This window comes from Paenibacillus sp. UASWS1643 (assembly GCF_008693195.1).
In the GTDB taxonomy this organism is placed as follows: Bacteria; Bacillota; Bacilli; order Paenibacillales; family Paenibacillaceae; genus Paenibacillus; species Paenibacillus amylolyticus_B.
The window spans coordinates 1,157,078-1,175,649 of record NZ_VXKZ01000115.1; the positions used below are offsets into that span (position 1 = coordinate 1,157,078).

Sequence of the window (18,572 nt, forward strand, 5' to 3'; positions counted from 1 at the left end):
CCTGATATTGGTCATTATTTCCTCTAATTTAACAACTCTTACCCTTAACGATATCGTTATAATCTCAAGAAGGCTCCTAATCTAGTTTATTAACACATCCGCAAGCTCAGAAGCTTGGTTTCACCAAGCCATTGAAGCAATCACACCAATGAACGAAAAAAGCCGCCATTAGGCGACTTCAAGGTAACCAGATTCCTTCTAAGTGTCATTCTGATACCCGTTATTTGGAAAATGCTTCTCTGATCTTGTCACTCATCCGGTACCAGGCATCCTCAGCCATCTGGAGATCCCCAGAATGCGTAAATCCATGAGCGGCTCCCTCGTACTCCTTAAGAGTCACCTTCACACCGCTTGCTTCCAGCCTTGCTGCATATGTTCTTGCTTCTTGGGCCAGTGAATCTTTCTCCGCGGTAATAATCAATGCTTCTGGAAGTCCCTCTAATGAAGTTGCAAGCACAGGTGAAGCCAACGGGGCTTGCGCATCTTCTGGCGTTTCAAGGTACATGGCATTGAACGTTCTCGCGATATCGGCTGGAATGGCTTCTTCAAAACTCGGTTTCTCGGCCGGATCTGTAGCCACATCCAATACCGCATAATCGATAACCTGAAGTACAATAGGCAGCTCGCTTCCACGTTGCTGGTTTAACAAACATACTGCTGCAGCAAGATTACCACCAGCACTATGCCCCCCAATAGCGAATAGAGACGGGTTAACCGATAAGGATTTCGGATTGGCGTGGACCCACTGTACAACGTCGTAACATACATGGACCGCTGTTGGGAACTTGTGCTCTGGTGCAAGACGGTAATCGATATTAACGACCACACAATCAGATCGATCAGCGATCAGGCGACACCATGGATCATCCATCTCTGCTTGTCCCAAGATGAAACCACCCCCGTGCATATTGAAGAAGACCGGCAGAGGAGCGGAATGGTCCCTATCCGGTGTATACACAAGTACACGTGTATCACCTTTAGTCGTAGGAATCATGACTTCTTTTACTGTGACAGCATACGTGGAACCGGGTTGAAGAGCTGCACCTGTACCGACGACATTTTGACGCATACGTTGTACCATTGCCAGTTGTTGTTGATCCATAGATATCACTCCTTATTTGCATTAAGAATGAATCCGACAATCGGAAATTTGAATCATTCATTCTCCAATTGAATTCAAGACAGTGATGTAATTTTCCTCCCCCACTGTCGTTGCCAGTCCACCTTCCGTTGTGACAGCATGTTCATGCGAAATATCAAGCTCCCCCAGTTGTCTCACTGTTCGTTGGATGCGCTCCCCTGCTCCATACTTGAGTCTTTTTTCTTGTGGGACATCATTATGACCCCCATCAGACAAAAGAAAACGCTGCACCCCATGCCGAACAAACTACTGGTTTTTAAAGCGAGAGGTGAGGCTTGCATGGTAAGTAATGTCGCTTGTGTCACGACGATGGATACCATGGCATCGGTGAAGTTAATCATTTTCAATGTAGATATAATTGGGTTATGTAGATGACGATTAGCCCAGGTACCGTACACGGCAAAAGCAAGTTTGGTAAAAGCGACTATAGCTACGATATATACAATAAGTCCGCTATATATGAAGGCATCACCGATCAGATACATTCGCAGACAGACGATCGAATAGGACACGCCCAGAAAACATAGAAAAATACCTCCGCGTTTATACACCGCAAGCTCCAAAGAATATCTTTCTTGGGGAGACGCCATCCCTTTGGCAACTTTATATTGATGAAGCACCTGGCCTTTGGCTATACACAGAATCAAATAATACACTGCATTTGTGATGAACCATCCGGAAAGGAGATATATCCCCAAAACTAGCTTGCCTATCCCAATCCAGGCATTGATAACAAGGGATGCAACGTTGAACAAGGCCGTTCGATCTTGCTTATTTCCAAGATAACGGTCCCATATGGGCTTCAAGTATGTCTTCATTTTCATAAGATATTCATTCTACTTGGCGAGCAGACCATTGGCCTTGATAAGAGCGAAATACCTCACGATTCGACCAGAGATTCCCGAACCCTTTTCGGAAGGGATTGGATAACCATATCATACGAGTGATCGATCATGACGTAGACATCCTCATCTGACAAGGAACCATCCAGCGTAATGGTATTCCAGTGTTTTTTATTCATATGATATCCCGGTTGAACTGCTTCATGCTGCTCTCTCAGGTTCTCTGCAATTATAGGATCACATTTTAAGTTTAAGCGACAGTGCTTTTCTTTGTTTTCAAAAATAAGGGCGAACATCTTACCCGCAACCTTGATCGCGACTGGATCAGGCCCAAATGGATAATCCTTAATCGCACCTTTCTTGTTCAAACTGTATTCAATCATCGTATCCTTCAAGTCAGTACCTCCCTTTCACCAGTGGACAATATAATGATACCGAATGTAAGTTCGTATGTAAATAAGCTCTCTACACATACAATAAAACCTCCTCCATATGAATGGAGAAGGTTTTATCTGGTTTATTTCGGTTTATTTCGGTTTATTTAGGTCTTAATTGGCTCTATCATTCCTTGTTTTGCTACTGCGGCTGAATGAACCATTATTTGATTTACTGCTACTACTGTTCGATCTACTGCTACTGCTGTTTGATCGATTGCTATTGGATCTACCTTCGCTTGAACGACTGCTATTGGCTTTGCCACTCTTGGCAAACCACTCGGATTTCGGCTTGCGTGCCGGGTTCGCCTTGGACTTCGCCGGTTTGCCTGCAGCCGATTTGTTGAACGAAGGTTTACTGCCTGATGCTTTGCTGGTTTTATCAAACACAGGTACACCTGTCATTGGATACGGATGACCTTTCACTTCAGGAATCGTCTTTTTGATTACTTTCTCGATATCCTTCAGGAATGGAAGTTCATCCTTCTCACAGAACGAGATGGCCATCCCGCTTTTGCCTGCTCGACCTGTACGGCCAATACGGTGAACATACGTTTCCGGAATGTTAGGCAGGTTAAAGTTAATGACATGTGACAGTTCCTCCACATCAATTCCTCTTGCCGCGATATCCGTCGCAACTAATACACGTGTTGCACCACTCTTGAAGTTGTTCAGTGCCCGTTGTCTCTCGTTTTGAGACTTGTTGCCATGAATAGCCTGTGCTGTAACATTCACTTTGGCCAAATCACGTGTAACCCGGTCAGCGCCGCGCTTCGTGCGTGTGAACACCAATGCCGAGACGATGGATTTATCCTCCAAAATTTGATTCAACATATGTTGCTTCTTGCCGTTCTCCAGCAAATATATAGATTGCTCAATGCGGTCTACCGTTGAAGATACCGGTGTGATTTCTACTTTGACTGGATCAACCAGCAAGGTTTTAACCATTTTGGTGATTTCAGGAGGCATCGTAGCTGAGAAGAACAGCGTCTGCTTTTTGTTCGGCATTTTGGCAATGATTCTTTTCACATCATGAATGAAACCCATGTCCAACATCCGGTCTGCTTCATCCAGAACGAGAATCTCAACCATCTTCAGATCAATACGCTTCTGGTTAATCAGATCGTTCAAACGGCCAGGTGTTGCGATAATAATATCTGCACCTTGATTCAACGCACGCTCTTGTACTTTTTGTGAAACACCGCCAACGATAGCCGTACAACGAATATCCGTATACCGGCTATATACCTTGATGTTATCCGCGATCTGAATAGCCAGTTCTCGTGTTGGTGTCAAAATTAATGAGCGAATATGTCGAGCGGACTTTGACCCTTGTCCTTTGGATCTTTCGCTTAATAATTGAATGATCGGCACCGAGAATGCTGCTGTCTTGCCTGTTCCTGTCTGTGCACATCCCAGCAGATCTTTGCCAGCTAATACAGCTGGTATGGCCTGTTCCTGTATAGGGGTAGGATTAGTATAGTTTGCTTTGCTTAACCCTTCCATAATAGAGGGAATAATATTTAAGTCCTTAAATGTCATGTTGTCTCCTTCATTTACGCACATCTATCAATAAGACGCATCTTTTATTTCACACGTAACGTATAAGGATACCATTAAAAACGTAATCTGTACATTATCTTTTTAATATCACTTTGTTTAACTGACCAATTTAAGACCGACTGCCGATCCGAGCACCATAGCGATAAACAGAATTCTTAGGGCATTTCGAGGTTCTCCATAAAACACCATGCCCAGAATAGCACCACCGGAGGCCCCGATTCCCGTCCATACGGCATATGCTGTCCCCATCGGAAGAGTTTCCATTGCAATGGACAGGAACAGGAAGCTTAAACCAAACCCGGCTACCAATAGAACCAGTGAAATGAGATTACGGTCTTTGTGCAACTTGTTTATCATCAGCACTCCGACCATCTCAAATACCCCTGCCAAGATAAGAAATACCCAGTTCATTATAGTTGCACCTCCTTATTCTTCTCTTTGCTCAGCATTTTAAGCCCGATTACGCCGAGTAAAAGTACACCAATGAGTACCATTTTTCCGGTTTGGACAGGTGCATTAAACAGAACAATCTCTGCAAGCACTGTACCTGCGGTACCCAGGCCAACAAATACTGCATACACGGTTCCCACAGGCAGTGTCCGTGAAGCTGCAATCATCAAGGAGAAGCTAATGATAATTGCAACCAACGTAAACCCCCATTCCAGCAGACTACTGGCATGTTTCAATCCAATGACCCAACCCACTTCAAACAATGCAGCAATCACAACCGACATCCACGTTTTATTCATTCCTGTAACTCCCTTTCTCTAATTCATTTTTTTACACCCAGTATGGGTACATTAGCGTAAAAACAAAAAAAGCCCGGGAAACAAACTGCATGTAGCAGTTCATCTCCCAGGCTTTTATCCCTCCGTGGCACAACCAACAGGTTGCGGGTTTTCTCTCGGACCAGACCGACACATCCATCGCGGAACCCTAGAAAACCTGTTTTTATTCTAATGTGACTCCAATTATACACACTTCCACTATCTTGGCAACCCCGTAAATGTGATCATGCCCTTTATTTGATAATGACGCCCATTAATCCTACAAATGTTGCAGCTTGATGTGGTGAGATCACACAACCGTTGAGATCTTCCATGGTCAATACCAAGGAGTCAAATTCGCAATCGCTAAGATCCAAATCCTTCATTTTGGTCCCCGTTAAGGAAGCTTGGTCGATGTTACATTGACTAAACTCCATTTTTTGCAGTGCCAGATAGGCAAAGTCCGCACCAATCAAGGTGCATTCCGAGAAGGAGACCTGTTTCAAATGAGCAAAACGGAAATTGCTGTAGTCACCTAGACCATGAAGGAAACTGACATTTTGCAATCGACTATTGGAAAGATCAGTTCCGACAAACTTGCAGTTATGCCATTCGATCCGGTGCATGAAGGCACCAGAGAGATTGACATTGGAGAAGTCACAGTGTTCGAACCGGACATCGGTGAATTCAAATTGTTCCAAGGTAGACTCCGAGATTGTCACATGTCTAAATACAACATTTTCAAAGGAAACCTTACTCGCTTCCTGTTGACCCAGCATGATATTCTCGATCAGTTTGTGTTTGTACTCAACTTTGGATTCCAGGAATGCAATCGTTTCCGGTTCGAGCAACTGCCCCTGAATCTTGGGTTTGTCCATTTTCATATCGTATTCCCCGATTCCTTAATAGCTACGACTCGCAGTCGGCTTCTGTCCAGATACCATTGTCCATCCCGCATCAGTTGTGGCTGTACTTTTTTCTCGACAGCTTCCATAATAACATCCTGTTCCGCAGGTGTGATCCCACTGAATAAATACTCCGCGAAGCTGTCCAACCACTTTCTGGCACCTGGCTTGAACGGGGTAAATTGGTCAACATGCTGGACCAGACTAACTCGAAATCCGTTTTGCTCCAGTAGATTAGCATATTCGCCAATGGTAGGGTGATACCATGGATTCCGACCTTCCCATTTGTATCCACGGGCAAGCAGTTCTTCCCTTACCGCTGTTATTAATATAGCCGTGTTGCCATTTGCAGCAAACTCAGCCACGAATCGCCCGCCCATCTTGAGCGCTGACTGTATTGATTGTACTACTGCCGGGGCATCCTTTATCCAATGCAGAACGGCATGAGAGAAGACAGCATCAAAAGGTTCTTCTGTCCGATAATGACAAGCATTTGCTACATGAATATTCATATCAGGATAATTCTGTTTAGCTTGCCTAATCGTCTCTTCTGAAAAATCTATACCTGTTGGCAGCGCTCCTGCGACTGCAATTTTGGCTGTCAGATCCCCATTGCCACAACCCACATCAAGGATTCGTTCTCCATGGGACGGCTGGAGCAAGGATAAGATAGGTGTTTCCTGTAACGCTGTAAAAGGAGCAGAATGACCACTCCACGATTCGTTCGTTTGACCGGATGAATGTCCGTTATTCATAGAATATAATCTCCTTCTCAATTAAGGATCTAATGTATCTATAATAACTTTAATATAAGAGAAGTGTCAATTCACTCAATAGATAACTATAAAAAAAGCCGCCGAGTGGCGACTTTAACATTAAGAATTCGGATCAACTGAGATTTCCAGTTACCGGATGCGACGCTCAGCTGTATATTGGGCTTTCATGAACTGCCAGGCGTACATCGAAGAGCTCCAATGTATCTGACCTTTCCGGCCTTAAGGACATCATGAAGAGCTTCCATGGAACGGTCGACTCTGCTCTTCATTCAGGGACCATGGAGCCATTCCGCGTTCCGGTACACCGTAACTCATAAAACCTAGACATAATCTGGAGACATCCAGACCGGTACGTCCTAATTTCACATATTCCATATTTCACACTCTCCTTGAATTTGTTCTGCGAATGGATGTTGCCTCGACCTCTTCTGTAACTAGCTCTAACCAGCATGTGAAGTATATCTCTCGATGTACGGAATTTTCTTCGAACTTGATCTGTGATTCGAGCCTGTCAATCAATATTTGCCTCACATGGTTTGATAACCACTTCATCACCTTGTTCACCCAACTTTTCGAATAAACTTTAATCGCTTAGCTCTGTTAACATACTCTTAGTATGCCGAGTCATGGGCTGCAAGCGGTATATCAATCGTCTTAATTGATTGCCTGATCCTCTCAGGCCCCCTTTTGGTTCTGTACGGTAAGCTTTATAATGTAAGCAAGTTAAATCCGCGAGGAGGATACGTATGACCGAAGAATTATTTCAATCAAAACAGGGATTGAGTGACCTGATCGAACGCCATTCCAATCATAACGGTGCATTGGAAACAGCGATTCCTTCCTTATTTGTCTATCACCATTCAAAGATTAGCGAACCCGCATACAGAGTATATAAACCTTCATGTTGTGTGATTGTTCAAGGGTTGAAAGAAGTATTGCTCGCACAGGAGCGTTATGAATACGGACCTTCCAATTACCTGATTGCTTCCATGAATCTTCCGGTCATCGGGCAGATTATCAAGGCATCCGCTGAAGCACCCTACTTAAGTCTCAAACTCGAATTCACACCGAACCAAATTCTCGAAGTACTTAACGAATGCAATATCAAGGTAACATTCAACGAAAACGCCAGACGAGCCATGTTTGTAGGTCAGATGGAATCGTCCATTCAGGACGCTGTACTCCGACTTGTTCGTTTGCTGGATACGCCGGGAGAGATTCCATTTCTGGCTCCGTTGTACGTTAAAGAAATCCTGTTCCGCCTCCTTCAAGGGCCTTACGGAGGAGAACTCGCGCAGATTGCGGTTGAAGGTAGCAGCACTTATCGGATCAGAGAAGCGATTGAGTACATCGTTCATCATTGGGAACAGCCATTTCGCATTGAAGATCTGGCTGAGACCGCCAGCATGAGCGTCTCTTCATTCCATCGTCACTTCAAAGAGATTACAGCTATGAGCCCATTACAATTCCAGAAACAATTAAGATTACAGGAAGCCCGGCGACTTCTGATGGCCGAATCTGCTGATGCGGCGGATGTAGCATTTCGGGTTGGTTACGAGAGTGCTTCCCAATTTAGCCGCGAATATGCACGCATGTTCGGTGCGCCGCCTAGAGCCGATATCCGACGGCTGAAAGAGAAATATGACATGGCCTTGAGTGAGTAACCGAGTATGCACTCTCTATCTCACAACTATCTCACAAAAGGTAAACCAAAAAAGGACAACCACAATGAGTTGTCCTTTTTTCAGTATCAGAATTCTGTGTAATTGCTTTTGGATTTATTCAAGCTACTCGTATTTATGAGAAGGAAATCGGAACTGTTCTCCTAATTTTTGAACAAGATTAGACCAATACTTCGACCCGTTCTGGCACGTGGATCTCTTCGTGCAATAATTGAGTAATTTCACAAGTCAATGCATCCACATTCTCTTGACGAGTTGCCCAGCTGGTGCAGAACCGTACCGCACTGTGTGTATCGTCAACCTTTTCCCAGAAGGTGAACGTATAACCGCTGCGTAATCTCTCAAGCAAACGATCAGGCAGAATCGGAAACTGCTGGTTGGTTGGTGAATCGTACAGGAAGCGCACCCCCTGCTGTTCAAGTGAGTCATGAATTCTCAAGGCCATATCTACGGCATGGCGAGAAATATCGAGGTACAGACCATCTTCGAACAACGTTTCAAATTGGATTCCCAGCAATCTGCCTTTGGCAAGCAGGCCACCTTTTTGTTTGATCATATAACGAAAATCCGGTTTCAGTGCATCATTCAGGATGACAACCGCCTCTCCCATCAATGCGCCAATCTTGGTTCCCCCGATGTAAAATACATCACACAAGCGTGCAAGGTCAGCAAGTGTCATATCGCAATTGCGTGAAGCGAGTGCATATCCAAGACGTGCTCCATCCACGAAAAACGGAAGACCACATGCTCTGCTCACTGTATGCAATGCTTGCAGTTCTGCCTTGCTATACATCGTTCCATTCTCCGTTGGTTGGGAAATGTAGACCATTCCTGGCTGAACACAGTGTTCCGGTGACGACTCATTCATGTGCGCATCGTAGACTGCTCTAACCTGCTCAGGCGTGATCTTTCCGTCCTCGCTTGGAACCGTGAGTACCTTATGACCTGTTGCTTCAATAGCCCCCGTCTCATGAACCGCAATATGTCCTGAGCTCGCTGCAATTACACCTTGATAAGGACGCAAAATAGATGCAATCACCGTTGTATTTGTCTGTGTACCGCCAACCAAAAAATGAACATCAGCTTGCTCATTGTCACATGCCTGACGAATAAGCATTCTCGCCCGTTCGCAATGCTCATCCGTGCCATACCCGCTCGTCTGTTCCATATTGGTTTCCATCAGTCTTTGTAAAATTCGTTCATGCGCACCTTCGTTATAATCACATTCAAATCGTATCATCGTGTTGTCTCTCCTGCCTTCTTGTTCAACTTCTCTTGTATGTTCATCATGGAGGTGTATACCTCTTGAATCTCTTCTTCATTCAATTCTTGCATCAGCTTCAGGATCTGTTGATCGGATCGATCATTCAATTGGGCATACAGTTCCTCACCTTTGGCTGTCAGACGAATCAGACTGACCCGGCTATCGGCAGCAGAATTCACTTTCACCAGCAGTCCTTCCTTGGACAGCTTGTTCACAATTCGGCTCATGTAACTGCGATCAATGGTCAGTGTATCTACCAGATTGTTCGCAATGCTCTCTCCCCGAATTCCAATCTCAATAATGACCCGTACTTCTGCAAAGGAATACCCCGTTCCGAGAATATGCTTGTCGAGTACACCGAGTATGTTGGTATAAAAACGGTTAAAACGTCGCATGTCAGCCAGTATATCTGGATTTATGTACTGAGAGTCGATGTCAAACCCTCCTTTTTAGTGGACTTTGTCAACATTATAATAATCAGGTTAGTGGACGTTGTCAACATTATCTTTCCCTTAGTATTTTACAACCGCATTTTTAATCCAAATAAAAAAAGCCGCGCATATGCGCGGCAAGGTTTAATTGATTTAGTTACTCTAGCCAGATACTTAGTCACCTACTTAAGTTTCTATATAAATTGAACTGAACATTTACACAAAACGGAGAGGACAGAAATAACCTGAAGAAGCGAAGCGTTCGCCTACAAGCTTTCTGCAAGAAAGCTACATCGGAAGCATACGCTATCCCCGGATTTCCCCTTTAGAGAAGGAATAAAAAAATCTGGGGATAACAGCGATCGGAAGGTTGTTCTGTCATCGGAGTATCAAGTGTAAACATTCTATAGTTCAATTTATAAAGATTAAGAGTGACTATATTGCACCTGATGAAGACGGCTGTATATCCCTCCAGCGGCGACCAATTCCTCGTGGTTACCCTGCTCAGCAATACCATCTGTGTTTACTACGATGATTCGATCTGCATTCTTGATCGTTGTCAGTCTGTGTGCAATCACAAGTGTTGTTCTGCCCACCGACAATTCAGCGAGTGATTGCTGAATAAGTGCTTCCGTTTCCGTATCCAGTGCAGAGGTTGCCTCATCCAGAATAAGAATGGGTGGATTTTTCAAGAACATCCGTGCGATGGACAAACGTTGTTTTTGCCCTCCCGACAGTTTAACTCCACGTTCACCAATAATGGTATCCATGCCATCAGGTAACGTGAGAATCAATTCCTCCAATGAGGCACGGCGAGCGGCATCCCAGATCTGTTCGTCCGTTGCACTCAGGTCACCATAAGCAATATTCTCCTTAATAGTACCCGAGAACAAAAATACATCCTGTTGAACGATCCCGATATGCTTACGCAAGGATTGAAGCTTAACGTTACGAATGTCGACGCCATCTACAGTGATACGTCCCTCTTCTACCTCATAGAATCTTGGCAGCAAGCTGCAGATGGTCGTTTTGCCTGCGCCTGACGGGCCAACAAATGCAACGGTTTCCCCCGGTCGAACAGTCAGACTGATATCATTTAAAATACGCCGACTGGATTCATATCCAAACGAGACGTTCTCAAAACGAATATCACCCTTCACACTTTCGAATTCCACGGCGTTTTTGCTATCCGCAATCTCAGGTTCTGTATCAATGATCTCCAGATAACGTTTGAAACCAGCAATGCCCTTTGGATAACTTTCTATGACGGCATTGATTTTCTCAATCGGACGGAAGAAGATATTGGATAGAAGCAGGAAGGCCATAAAATCACCCATATTAATTCTGCCGTCAATATAAAACCAAGCCCCGCTGATCATGACAAATACCGTAACCAGTCGCATCATCATATAACTGACCGAGATACTTTTCGCCATCGTTTTGTAGGCAAGCAGTTTGGTTTTACGGAAATTCTGGTTATCCACCGCAAAAAGTTCTTTCTCATGCTCTTCGTTGGCGAACGATTGCACAACACGCATGCCACCAACGTTATCTTCAATGCGCGCATTGAAATTGCCGACGTCTCCGAAAAGTCGCCGATAGGTCTTTGTCATGCGGCCACCAAATACAATAATGACCCAAGCCATAATTGGGATAATGATAAAGGTAAGCAGCGCAAGCTCAAGATTAATGTTAGCCATCAGCCAGAACGAACCGATTAATGTCATCACTGCGATGAATACATCCTCAGGTCCATGGTGAGCAACCTCGCCGATGTCATTCAGATCATTCGTAAGATGACCAATTAAGTGACCTGTTTTACGATTATCGAAGAACCGGAATGACAGCTTCTGCAAGTGAGCGAACATCTTCTCACGCATGTTGGTCTCAATATTAATGCCAAGCATATGTCCCCAGTATGTAACGACATAGTTCAATACCGTATTAAGTGCATAGATGGATAACAGCACAATACAGGCAAGCAAAATAAGAGGCCAATCCTGACCTGGCAACAACTCATTAATGAATTTGCTGACGGCAAGGGGGAAAGCCAACTCCAGAAGACCTGCGAGTACAGCGCATCCAAAATCAATCAAAAACAGTTTTTTATAGGGACGATAATACGAAAAAAAACGACGAATCATACTTGCTCACTCTCACTCTCCAGATCCTTATTGGGACTTACATCTTCATTTTGCAGCTCGAAAAGATGGATATACTCGTCGATGACCTGATCAATAGCTTTCAACTCTCCACTGATCATCGGGCGAATATGTTCGTACTCCTCCTGTCCAAGTTGTCGGACAAGCGTTGTTCTTCGATTCTGCATTTGTTCCAAAAATACAAGAATCCGGCCGCGACGGAATGTTTGCGCACCATGGCCCCGTTTTCCCTGCTGTTCACCATGTCCTCTGCCACGTCTGGAACGCTCTCCACGTTGCTCGCTGTCACTCACATCACGTCTCGGACGTTCGCCTTGACGTACACTTCCATCCGATTCTTCGATCTGTCGATCTCTCATCCTGCCACCTCCATTGCGTGTATACATATGTATACAGCGCATTCATGTATACGATTGTATACGCGGTAACAAGGAGTGTCAACCTTAATTTTCCAATAGAGCAAAGAAGCATGTATGCTCAAACCTTCTTAACAGAAAAAGCCGCGATTTCGCGGCTTCTTTTATTTTTCACTATTTTTGCTCTCCAAAAATTGCTGATCTTTCTCTGCACCAAATCTATTGTTACTTTTCCAATGAAATTTCAAATGTGGAATCCACGTCACCTGCAAATACAATGCGGCCGTTTTCTGGTAATACAACCTCATTCTGACCGCTGACTACGGTGTGATTAATACAAATACCCTTCTGATCATATACGGCAAAGGCGCCAGTTGCAGGCATTTTAACCGTCATCACTTTTCCTTTCACCGTTGCTGGTATCGAAAACCATCTGGCATATCCATCTGCTTGAATCGTTGCTAGAGATTGTTTACCCGAATAGAGTGGTTGTACCATTTCCTCACTGGCGTATATGCTACCAACGGCTGTAATGTACTCTACCCCGTTCTTTTTAGCAAAATAAATCTCTTTTGTATCACGTCCAGCCAGGCCAGGGATTTGCAGCTCCGTGACTGCTTCGTTTGCTCCAATAATCTTAGTATTGGATATATATCCCGGGGTCTCTTTGTCCAAATGAATAGGGAGAATTGGTGCCGAATTGAGATAAACCGTTGATGTATATTTCTCATTCAACAAGTAATACTTTTTACCTTCACGCTGCTCCCATGAGGCCGTAATATCCTGGGATAACTCATTGGCTTCCAGCTTCTCCATTTTATATTCGGAGAAAGCCAATTGTCCAAGTCCTGGCAAGGATATATAAGATCGATACCACAGATAAGTCCTTCCATTCTTTTCCTTAACAAATTTCAGCTTTTCTGTGCCTTTATCGTTAACAAACGTACCATCCGCTGTATATGTGTATTCTTTGGCCGAATTATTTGGAGCTGTTAGCGCGGATACAGTCATTTTTCCAGCATGATTCATTTCAATCTTCTTAACCGAATTATTAGAACCGTATATACCCTCATACGTGGATATTTCTTTAGGCATATCTGCCTTCACTGGCACACCAAACGATTTTTCCGGTTTCCGTTCTGTAATAATGCCCTTTTCCTCAAGGGCGCTGAGTAATAATTCACTCGCTATGAACTGATCTTTGGCACTTGTCCCACCTGATGAGGTAACGGCTGCAGCCAGATTATATTCCGGCAGTACGACTAATGATGAGTGATACGATATGGTATCTCCACCTTTTGTTACTGCCTTGATACCGTATTCACTGAATGGGTACAGATTTACACTATCCCACCCTAAACCGTAAGATATAGACGTATCGCCATCCTCTGGCCACATGCCTTTTTTGTATTCTTCTTGCGCCATGACTTCTACAGACTTATGGGTAAGAATGCCTTGGACCTCTCCCGTGAAGATTTGTGAAAACTTCGCAAGATCTTCAGCGGTGGAATACATGCCTCCAGTAGCGATAACATTATAATTTTCTTGTGGAAGCTGACCCTCATACATAGGAGAATAGATTCCCGCCATTGCTGCCGTGTCAACCACATCCTGTGGTGTTTTGGTATGTTTCATGTCCAAGGGTTCCGTAAAATATCGGTGTATAAAAGCTGTAAAACTCATGCCGCTCACTCTTTCAACTAGAATCTCGGCTAACGTAAAACTGTCGTTACTATACACCGAGTACGCGCCGGGATCTGCCTTCAGGTTTTGACTCGCCAATTGCTCGAGAAACGTATCATGTGAGTACGTGTCATTATCTCCGTACAATGTGGCATTGCTGCCAGTGCTGCCCAGCAGACCGGAAGAATGATTCAACAGCATGCGTGGTGTGATTTGTTTGTAGCGGTGATCTTTCATCTGAAAATCAGGTATATAGTTGACAACAGGCAGATCCAAATCCACCTTGCCTTCGTCAACTAACTTCATAACAGAAGCTGTGAGGAACATTTTACTCGTTGACCCTATGCCATAGATCGTATCCGACGTAAGAGGCACCTTGTTGTTTTTATCGTTTTTACCCGTCTGACCGGACACCACAATCTCGCCACCATCAATAAGGGCATATTGCAGGCTTGTGATTCCATGTTTCTCAGTGAGTAACTTCGCTTTCTCCGCTACTATTTTCTCGGTTGGTTCATACGTCAGGTCGCTGCTGTTACCGGCAGTTGGTGCGGCCATGACTGACATTGGAACTAACATCGTTAACACCAGAGTTAACACGGCGATTGAAGTTCGTTTTCCCTTTTGTCGTCCCATTCACATCATCTCCTGAATTTATATGTTTTGGTTATAAGAGTTCTTCTGGGTCTACAAATTTCACCTCCGGATACAAGTTGTTCGGTCCCTGAATCAGAGTTCCGCCCGTTCCTTTCAGTTGCTTGTTAAAGAAATCGAGTACATATTGATTTACGATGTTTGCCCCTCTTTTACCATTGATGTCTCCTGTGATCCCGGACAGTTTAACCAGCTCCGAATAGAATTGAAGGTCCGTGAAATTGAAGTGTTGGGTTCCTTCTACATAGATCACATTTCCCCCATGATTAATAACATTTTTCATAATGTGCAGCTCATCTGAAAGAAATTTAGTTACTTCATCATCCGAATTTCTATCCATTTCAAAATTGGCTAACCATTCTTCAAAATTTCCCGATCGGATGAACATAAACGGCTTGTTTATGTCATCTCTATTCTCCACTTCATATAGTGACCCATCCATATTAACCCCGGCCTTGATTCTCTGATCTAAATACGTTGCATTAAACCCGGTTGCACCCCCAAAAGAATGCCCCATCGCGCCTATGTTATTTAAATCGATCTTCCCTTTAAATTGACTTTCGATTGCACCTGAATTCAGCTTTTCGATTTGATCGATTACAAACTCCACGTCACTCGTCCATATATTTCCTGTTTTTGTACGTTCATCTAGTGTAGTCGTACTTTTTTTATAATCCGTTACACGGCCATCTGGAAAAAGGGTAGCAAAGGTGCTATACGTATGATCGATGGTAACCACGATAAACCCATGACTGGCCAGATTCTCGGCCTGTGATGCATGTAGAACTCTACTGGTTCCCATACCATGAGATAGCAGTACCAAGGGATAAGGACTTGTAGAAGGTAATATTTCTACATTTTCATAAGAGTTGGTTTGGCTATACTTCCAGTAGTCGAGAACAAATTCGGGCAGTTTTAAAGAAGCAGAGAAGCTCTGAATATACTTTTTGAACATTTCTTTATCTTTTGGAAACAGCGTATCACGCTTGATATTATTCCTATTTTCAGTAGGGTACCAAACTTGAGCCATTAGTTCCCTCTTATCACTTTGATCTTCAGTGAAGACTTCATCTCTGTTCTGATCTATAAAATGAAAGGTTTGAGTACCCACTTTCTCTGGACCATCCGGCTTCGGCAAATTAAAGACAGGTAAGTATGCAGACAAGACAGTAGAACCAACCAGCAGAATGACAATCAGGGAAAATAAACTATATTTCAAGAACTTCCCTATTTTTAGATTCATCATCTTTTTGGAATGTCTGAGTAAAACAATAATTATGAATAGAGCCGTCATGATATATACCAAAAGCAACTGCCATCTGTATCCCTCAACCAACAATTGAACTACGAGTATAACGCTACTTCCTATCCCCAAACCCAAGCCTGTTTTCTTTGCACTTCTTTTAATAAATAGTAGGTCTACGAGTAAAGCGAAACAGAATAGAACTAACAGTATCTCAAATAATCTCATTTGTATTTCCTCTCTCTCTCTTTCATCACAGGCATCATCCGAATTGATCTACTATGTAAAAACCGCCCCGCAGGACGGTTTTTCATGTTCATTCATGCACTTCTGTTAAATCACGAGTAGGCTTCTACAGGATATTTATCTCGCTTCGGCCATAAAAGCTCTAACGTCTTCAGCAATTTGTTTGAATTGAGTATGATGTAAATAATGTGAACCATCCATTGTAATTACTTTCCCATGGACCGAGTCTTTGATCTGTCCTTCATGCAATGGGATCCATCCTTCTACCCCTTCATTATTCGCTTGTACAAAGAGAAGAAGTGGAAGATCTTTAGGGAAGCTTAAACCTTGAGCGCCTTTAAAATTGGTATAAATATGGTCCATCTCGTTTAATGAGGTGGGATTGTACATGTTTTTATTCGAGATCATCTTCATCTGCTCAACCGTTTCTTCATCGAATGCAAGTCCCTCATAGGGGTCTGCACCCACTTTCATCATTAATCTTAAGAGACCTGTATTTCTGAGAAAAGCGAATGTTTTTAATGGGAACTTTGCATCTGTAATACTTGGTTGGGTGGAAACACTGCTATCAATTCCGACAAATGCCGTGACCTCATCCGGATATTTGTTCACATAATCAATGCCATAAATGCCTGCAATGGAGTGGCCCATAAGCATGTACTGATGAATATCGAGTTGCTGCAGAGCTTCATGAACTTCGCTTACAATATTCTCTGTGGTTCGTTCTTTTTCAGTAGCATCACTTAATCCATAACCGAAAGGTTCAACTGCAACAACTTTGTAATATGGTGATAGTTCATCGATGAGCAGTTTAAAATCAATCGCCGGTGCAGCTGTTCCATATCCCGGAAGAAGTACAATCGTTTCCTTGCCTTCACCTTGAATGAGAACATTCATATTTTTTCCGTCTACAGATACATGCTGACCGTAAGACTCAATCTTTTTCGCCTCAGAATTACTGCTGATTACATTTGTGATATAAACAATACCTAGAAACAGAACAATAGCGATTAGAATTGCTCCTAATACTTTAAGTATAATATTTCGTGCTTTTTTGGCCCTCGTTCTATTCTTGGCTTTCTTTCCTTCGGGTTGTGTCATTCTGATCTTCTCCTGTCTTGAACTGTTTGTTCGGTTGTCTTGTTTGGTGCTAATGAAATCTTATCCAATGAAACTGTACTCCCCGTGACGTCAATATGAACTGAAAATGAACAAAGTAAAGAAATGTTATGACGTTACGGAACAGGCGCTTATTCTAATGGATAGTGGAGTTATTGAATTCCTCCCATAAACCCCCTGAATTTTTCAGCGATTTCTTTGGCATGGGAACGGTATAAATAATGATTTGCTTCCAGCAGCACCAGTTCACCATGTGTAGAGTCCTCTATTAACTTCTCGTGTTCGGGAACCCAATTGTCCACTGCCGGATGATTCTTTTGAACAAAGAAAAGAACCGGGAGATCAACAGGGAATGTTAACTGTTCAGCTGCTTTAAAATTGGAGTACATGCTTACAATCTCGTTCAATTGGGTGGGATTAAACATGTTCTTTTGTATCAAAATGTTCAATTGTTCTTTGGTTTGTTCATCATACGGTAGCCCAGCATATGGATCATCACTCATTTTCAATTGCAAACGTGGGAAACCCAAGTTACGGTACCATTGAATCGGTACGATTTCTGATGCTTCAACCTTCTGCTCACTAATCGCTGGAACACTGGTATCCAACCCAACATATGCACTTATTTCATCTGCATATTTGTTCACATAATCCAGACTATAGATCCCTGAGATGGAATGACCCATCAAGATATAACGATCAATATGTAGACTCTTTAACGCTTCATGAATTTCACTGACGATATTTGCTGTACTGCGTTCCTTTTTGGTCTGATCACTCAATCCATAACCAAAAGGTTCAACCACGACGACTTTATAATCGGGAGATAATTCAGAAATGAGCGGCTTAAAATCAAGTGCAGGTGACGCTGTTCCAAAACCCGGCAGAAGTACAATCGTTTCCTCGCCTTCGCCTTGAATGAACACATTCATATTTTTCCCGTCCACGGATACATGTTGTCCGTACGGCTCCATTCTTTTTTGCTCTGAATAACTGCTGATTTTGTTGACGGTATATACGGTAGCTACAAAAAGTAGGATTGCTATAAGGAATGCGGCAAGCACTTTAAGCAAAATGCCTAACACTTTCTTTGTTTTGCTTTTACTTTGACTCTGACTCTGACTCTGACTCTGTACTCCTATGTCTCTTTGATATTTCACGTTCATCTGCTCCTATCCTCATCTGTATATTGGGCTAACAGGTTGCTAATGCAAGCCTAACCAACAAAGATGTACTCCCCGTGACCGGAGTATGAACGGAATATGAACAAGCAAAAAAAATACCATGTGTAACCATGCAAGGAA

At 43.3% G+C, this 18,572-nt stretch carries 17 protein-coding genes, 1 pseudogene and 1 riboswitch; of the genes and pseudogenes, 1 reads left to right on the forward strand and 17 read right to left on the reverse strand.

What is annotated here, in order from left to right:
* Positions 1–220: 220 nt before the first annotated feature.
* The 9 genes and pseudogenes from FE296_RS29375 to FE296_RS29415 form a co-directional block, all read right to left on the reverse strand.
* Positions 221–1,102 carry an alpha/beta hydrolase gene (locus FE296_RS29375; RefSeq protein WP_150367334.1) on the reverse strand — a complete coding sequence of 294 codons (882 nt, stop codon included), beginning with the start codon at positions 1,100–1,102 and terminating at the stop codon, positions 221–223.
* Positions 1,103–1,275: 173 nt separating this feature from the next.
* Positions 1,276–1,947: a hypothetical protein gene (locus FE296_RS29380; protein ID WP_223869088.1), complete on the reverse strand. Its 672-nt coding sequence runs from the start codon at positions 1,945–1,947 to the stop codon at positions 1,276–1,278.
* Between the two features lie 74 nt (positions 1,948–2,021).
* Complete coding sequence (locus tag FE296_RS29385) at positions 2,022–2,378, reverse strand: MmcQ/YjbR family DNA-binding protein (protein WP_150367336.1); 357 nt, start codon at positions 2,376–2,378, stop codon at positions 2,022–2,024.
* A gap of 153 nt (positions 2,379–2,531) precedes the next feature.
* A complete protein-coding gene (locus FE296_RS29390) occupies positions 2,532–3,959 on the reverse strand; it encodes a DEAD/DEAH box helicase (RefSeq protein WP_150367337.1) in 1,428 nt (475 codons plus the stop codon).
* 117 nt (positions 3,960–4,076) lie between these two features.
* Positions 4,077–4,391 carry a DMT family transporter gene (locus FE296_RS29395; RefSeq protein ID WP_105598630.1) on the reverse strand — a complete coding sequence of 105 codons (315 nt, stop codon included), beginning with the start codon at positions 4,389–4,391 and terminating at the stop codon, positions 4,077–4,079.
* Positions 4,391–4,729, reverse strand: a complete 339-nt coding sequence (locus FE296_RS29400) for a DMT family transporter (protein ID WP_150367338.1) — start codon at positions 4,727–4,729, stop codon at positions 4,391–4,393. The genes FE296_RS29395 and FE296_RS29400 overlap by 1 nt, the downstream gene beginning before the upstream one ends.
* 101 nt (positions 4,730–4,830) lie before the next feature.
* A riboswitch (guanidine-I (ykkC/yxkD leader) is annotated at positions 4,831–4,931 on the reverse strand.
* 70 nt (positions 4,932–5,001) lie between these two features.
* Complete coding sequence (locus FE296_RS29405; protein WP_150367339.1) at positions 5,002–5,631, reverse strand: pentapeptide repeat-containing protein; 630 nt, start codon at positions 5,629–5,631, stop codon at positions 5,002–5,004.
* A complete protein-coding gene (locus FE296_RS29410) occupies positions 5,628–6,407 on the reverse strand; it encodes a class I SAM-dependent methyltransferase (RefSeq protein ID WP_150367340.1) in 780 nt (259 codons plus the stop codon). Before FE296_RS29410 ends, FE296_RS29405 begins: the two co-directional genes overlap by 4 nt.
* A gap of 162 nt (positions 6,408–6,569) precedes the next feature.
* Positions 6,570–6,803 (reverse strand): annotated as a pseudogene (locus FE296_RS29415) (hypothetical protein); the annotation flags it as partial.
* 371 nt (positions 6,804–7,174) lie between these two features.
* Between FE296_RS29415 and FE296_RS29420 the strand changes: the two are divergent.
* On the forward strand, positions 7,175–8,092 hold the full coding sequence (locus FE296_RS29420) for an AraC family transcriptional regulator (RefSeq protein ID WP_150367341.1): 918 nt from the start codon (positions 7,175–7,177) through the stop codon (positions 8,090–8,092).
* A 178-nt stretch (positions 8,093–8,270) separates the two neighbouring features.
* Here the strand turns inward: FE296_RS29420 and FE296_RS29425 are convergent, their stop codons facing one another.
* From FE296_RS29425 to FE296_RS29460, 8 genes are all read right to left on the reverse strand, one after another.
* A complete protein-coding gene (locus FE296_RS29425; protein WP_150367342.1) occupies positions 8,271–9,350 on the reverse strand; it encodes a threonine aldolase family protein in 1,080 nt (359 codons plus the stop codon).
* The gene (locus FE296_RS29430) at positions 9,347–9,769 is read right to left on the reverse strand and encodes a MarR family winged helix-turn-helix transcriptional regulator (RefSeq protein ID WP_124114576.1); all 423 of its coding nucleotides are present in this window, start codon (positions 9,767–9,769) and stop codon (positions 9,347–9,349) included. Before FE296_RS29430 ends, FE296_RS29425 begins: the two co-directional genes overlap by 4 nt.
* Positions 9,770–10,230: 461 nt before the next feature.
* Positions 10,231–11,949 carry an ABC transporter ATP-binding protein gene (locus FE296_RS29435; protein WP_150367343.1) on the reverse strand — a complete coding sequence of 573 codons (1,719 nt, stop codon included), beginning with the start codon at positions 11,947–11,949 and terminating at the stop codon, positions 10,231–10,233.
* Positions 11,946–12,326, reverse strand: a complete 381-nt coding sequence (locus FE296_RS29440) for a hypothetical protein (RefSeq protein ID WP_223869089.1) — start codon at positions 12,324–12,326, stop codon at positions 11,946–11,948. The genes FE296_RS29435 and FE296_RS29440 overlap by 4 nt, the downstream gene beginning before the upstream one ends.
* 222 nt (positions 12,327–12,548) lie before the next feature.
* A complete protein-coding gene (locus FE296_RS29445; protein WP_150367344.1) occupies positions 12,549–14,642 on the reverse strand; it encodes a serine hydrolase domain-containing protein in 2,094 nt (697 codons plus the stop codon).
* 31 nt (positions 14,643–14,673) lie between these two features.
* Positions 14,674–16,131, reverse strand: a complete 1,458-nt coding sequence (locus tag FE296_RS29450) for an alpha/beta hydrolase family protein (RefSeq protein ID WP_150367345.1) — start codon at positions 16,129–16,131, stop codon at positions 14,674–14,676.
* Between the two features lie 135 nt (positions 16,132–16,266).
* Positions 16,267–17,250 (reverse strand): alpha/beta hydrolase, encoded by a 984-nt coding sequence (locus FE296_RS29455; protein ID WP_150367346.1) that lies wholly within the window; start codon positions 17,248–17,250, stop codon positions 16,267–16,269.
* Between the two features lie 170 nt (positions 17,251–17,420).
* On the reverse strand, positions 17,421–18,434 hold the full coding sequence (locus FE296_RS29460; RefSeq protein WP_150367347.1) for an alpha/beta fold hydrolase: 1,014 nt from the start codon (positions 18,432–18,434) through the stop codon (positions 17,421–17,423).
* Positions 18,435–18,572 lie beyond the last annotated feature (138 nt).

Bases quoted from the DNA above. Each gene is read 5' to 3' on its own strand.
- FE296_RS29400 (WP_150367338.1), bottom strand. From the start codon at position 4,729: ATGAATAAAACGTGGATGTCGGTTGTGATTGCTGCATTGTTTGAAGTG.
- FE296_RS29425 (WP_150367342.1), bottom strand. From the start codon at position 9,350: ATGATACGATTTGAATGTGATTATAACGAAGGTGCGCATGAACGAATT.
- FE296_RS29430 (WP_124114576.1), bottom strand. From the start codon at position 9,769: ATGCGACGTTTTAACCGTTTTTATACCAACATACTCGGTGTACTCGAC.
- FE296_RS29460 (WP_150367347.1), bottom strand. From the start codon at position 18,434: ATGAACGTGAAATATCAAAGAGACATAGGAGTACAGAGTCAGAGTCAG.
- FE296_RS29455 (WP_150367346.1), bottom strand. From the start codon at position 17,250: ATGACACAACCCGAAGGAAAGAAAGCCAAGAATAGAACGAGGGCCAAA.
- FE296_RS29435 (WP_150367343.1), bottom strand. From the start codon at position 11,949: ATGATTCGTCGTTTTTTTTCGTATTATCGTCCCTATAAAAAACTGTTT.
- FE296_RS29390 (WP_150367337.1), bottom strand. From the start codon at position 3,959: ATGACATTTAAGGACTTAAATATTATTCCCTCTATTATGGAAGGGTTA.
- FE296_RS29405 (WP_150367339.1), bottom strand. From the start codon at position 5,631: ATGAAAATGGACAAACCCAAGATTCAGGGGCAGTTGCTCGAACCGGAA.
- FE296_RS29410 (WP_150367340.1), bottom strand. From the start codon at position 6,407: ATGAATAACGGACATTCATCCGGTCAAACGAACGAATCGTGGAGTGGT.
- FE296_RS29375 (WP_150367334.1), bottom strand. From the start codon at position 1,102: ATGGATCAACAACAACTGGCAATGGTACAACGTATGCGTCAAAATGTC.
- FE296_RS29450 (WP_150367345.1), bottom strand. From the start codon at position 16,131: ATGAGATTATTTGAGATACTGTTAGTTCTATTCTGTTTCGCTTTACTC.
- FE296_RS29440 (WP_223869089.1), bottom strand. From the start codon at position 12,326: ATGAGAGATCGACAGATCGAAGAATCGGATGGAAGTGTACGTCAAGGC.
- FE296_RS29445 (WP_150367344.1), bottom strand. From the start codon at position 14,642: ATGGGACGACAAAAGGGAAAACGAACTTCAATCGCCGTGTTAACTCTG.
- FE296_RS29420 (WP_150367341.1), top strand. From the start codon at position 7,175: ATGACCGAAGAATTATTTCAATCAAAACAGGGATTGAGTGACCTGATC.
- FE296_RS29395 (WP_105598630.1), bottom strand. From the start codon at position 4,391: ATGAACTGGGTATTTCTTATCTTGGCAGGGGTATTTGAGATGGTCGGA.